General features: G+C 70.5%; 1 protein-coding gene. It reads right to left on the bottom strand.

Annotation, left to right across the window (positions count from 1 at the left end):
* Nucleotides 1-2,426 (bottom strand): hypothetical protein (locus tag D6718_13570; protein ID RMG42644.1); only part of this gene is annotated, 2,426 nt, incomplete at its 3' end.
* Between the last annotated feature and the right edge of the window lie 150 nt (nucleotides 2,427-2,576).

The raw sequence follows: 2,576 nt of genomic DNA, 5'->3' as shown, positions 1-2,576 counted from the left end.
GAGGTGTTGGTGTCGTGCCACGCGAGCGCGACGCGCAGGTCCTCGTCGTCGGCGAGCACCTGGAAGTCGACCTGGTAGGTCCCGACGAGCGGGGACGGGATGCCGAGGCTGTTCGGCCCCTCCTTCACGCCGTCGTTGTCGACGTCGTCGAGGGCGTCGAGGATCAGCCCGCTCACGGTCGTCGGGTCGTCGGCGAGAGGAAGGACGTAGTCGAGGTAGAGCTGGCCGTAGCCGGTGACCGTGTTGAAGCGGCCGTCACGCGGCGTGACGATCCCCGCGTCGCCGCCGGAGCTGACCGCCGAGGTGCCGGCGATCATGATCGCCTTGGTCAGCGCCGAGCTGAACAGCGGGATCTGGTCGTTGGCGTTGGACGCGTTCTGGTCGGTGCCGTCCGGGTAGAAGCCGCCGGCGAGATACTCGCCAATGAGCGCCGCCGCGCCGGCGAGGTTCGGCGAGGCGAAGGACGTTCCCTGGCTCTCGGAGTTGATGCAGCCGGCGGGTCCGCCCTGGTCGTTCGTGGCGCCGTCGTCCTGGCGGCAGGCGTTGTCCACGCCCTCGGCGAGGATCAGCAGACCGACGCGGCCGGTCACCGTGTCCGCCGGGCCCTGCGAGGTGGCGCCGTTGAGGCTGTTGAAGCCGAACGACATCCCGGCCGGCACGCAGTTCTTGCAGGCGGCCTCGTTGCTGAGGGTGCCGGCGACGTCGCCGCAGCCGGGATCGGACGAGGAGCCGTCGTTTCCGGCCGAAATCGCCACGAAGTTGACGCGGGTGTTGCGAATCGCGCCGTCGATGGCGTCGGCCCCGGAGGTATAGACCGGGCCGGTCGGGGCCGCGGTGCTGCCGAACGAGAAGTTGTGGATGTTCGCGCCGAACTTGGTGTAAGTGTCGTTGATCTGCGCGGCGAGGTCGCCGGCGCTGATGCCGGCCCCGCAGGAGGTGTCGGCGTCGACGAAGACGAGCTTGGCGCCCTTGGCGACGCCGTCGAACGTCGTGTCCGTTTCGGTGAACCACCCGGTCGGGTTGTCCGGCGTGTCGTCCCAGAATCCGTCACCGCCGTAGTCGCGGGCGTAGGTGTTGTCGCCGCCCGTCGACTGCGTCCCGTCGTCGGTCGGGTTCGGGTGCCCGTCCGTCACCGGGGGCACCCGGCCGCGGGTCGCGTTCCCGGCGGCGATCCCGGAGACGAGCTGGCCGTGCGAGAAGCCGCCGTCCCCGGCGGAGTCGCACGAGTTGAAGTCGCCGCTACCGCCGTACTGGTTGGCGCTCTGGTAGCAGATCACCTTGCGGTGGTCGGTGACCGTGTTGTTGGGGCCGATCGGGTTCGCGCAGCCGTCCGCGTCGGTTCCGGGACCGAGCTGCGTGCCGGCTCCGGGCCCGAGCGAGTCGGCCTTGGTGTCGGCCTTGTCGCCCGCATCGATCGACATGCCGGAGTCGGTGACGTGGATCACCTGGCCGTCGCCGTCGATCCCCGCCTTCCAGTAGGTGAGGGCCAGCGAGTCGGTGTGCGACTGGAGGAAGCGGGCGCCGCGGTTGCCGTGCTGGAACTGCGGCCCGCGCTCGCCGATGGTGAAGACCGACTCGAGGCGCGCGATCTGCGGAATCAGCACCGCGTTGGCGGTGGCGAAGATGTACGGCAGATTCGCATCACCGCTCTCGTAGGTCACCGCCGCGCCCATCTTGCGCAGGGCCTGCGCGGTCGGCGCCGTCGGCTCACCGTCGAACAGCCGGATCACCAGGTCGAACACCGGCGATGCCGCCTTCTCGGGCGTCGCCTGCGGGATGTGCCCGACCGCGGGATCGATCTTGTAGGCAGGGTGGTACGGGGCGATGTACTGCAGCAGGGGCGAGCCGGAGACCGCCTCGTAGGCCGCCTTGTCGAGCCGGAGCACGATTCCGTTGACCGGCAGCGTGGCCACGATCTCGGCCCCCGCGCGCCGCAGCTCTTCCTTGAACGGCTGGGTCAGCGCCGACGGGCGGAGCTGGGCGAGGAAGTACTGCTTGCCCCCGGACTCGATGCCCGCCAGCGAGGCCGTCAGCTCGGGCGGAATCGGAAGGGACTCGCCGATGCGGAAGCTTCCGACGAGCGTCTTCAGGACGTCGGGATCCCGGCGCCACCACCCGGGCGTGTCGCCGTAGTAGGGCCCGGTGAGGAACGGCCACCAGGCGACGGTGCGCTCGTACGTCTTGGGGTGCTGGATCGGCGGCAGGGCGTCCTCGCCCGCGTCCGCGCCGATCGCCGCGTCGAGCCGCGCGGGCTGCGACAGCGGCTGCGGGCCGGAACCCGCGGCGAAGGACGCAGCCGCCGCGGCGAGCAGCACGACGCACCCGAGCGCGCCGAGCCGAAGCAAGGCTGACAACCGAACGTGCATGACCTCCTCCTCCAGGAGCGATGCGTTCCGGGAAACCCCCGGCGCCCCCCGGGACGCCATCGGGCTTCCGCATGGTTCAGTACATCTCACTCGCAACCGACGGTCCCGGCGCGCGGCGGCGCACAACGCGCTTACCGCGCACGCCGGGCAAGGCGGCGTCAAGTTACGCTGACGCCCCCGCACCGTCAACCTCGATTGAAGCGGAACCGG

The organism is Acidobacteriota bacterium (genome assembly GCA_003696075.1).
Classification (GTDB): domain Bacteria; phylum Acidobacteriota; class Polarisedimenticolia; order J045; family J045; genus J045.
This window is presented reverse-complemented; position numbering and strand designations above follow the sequence as displayed.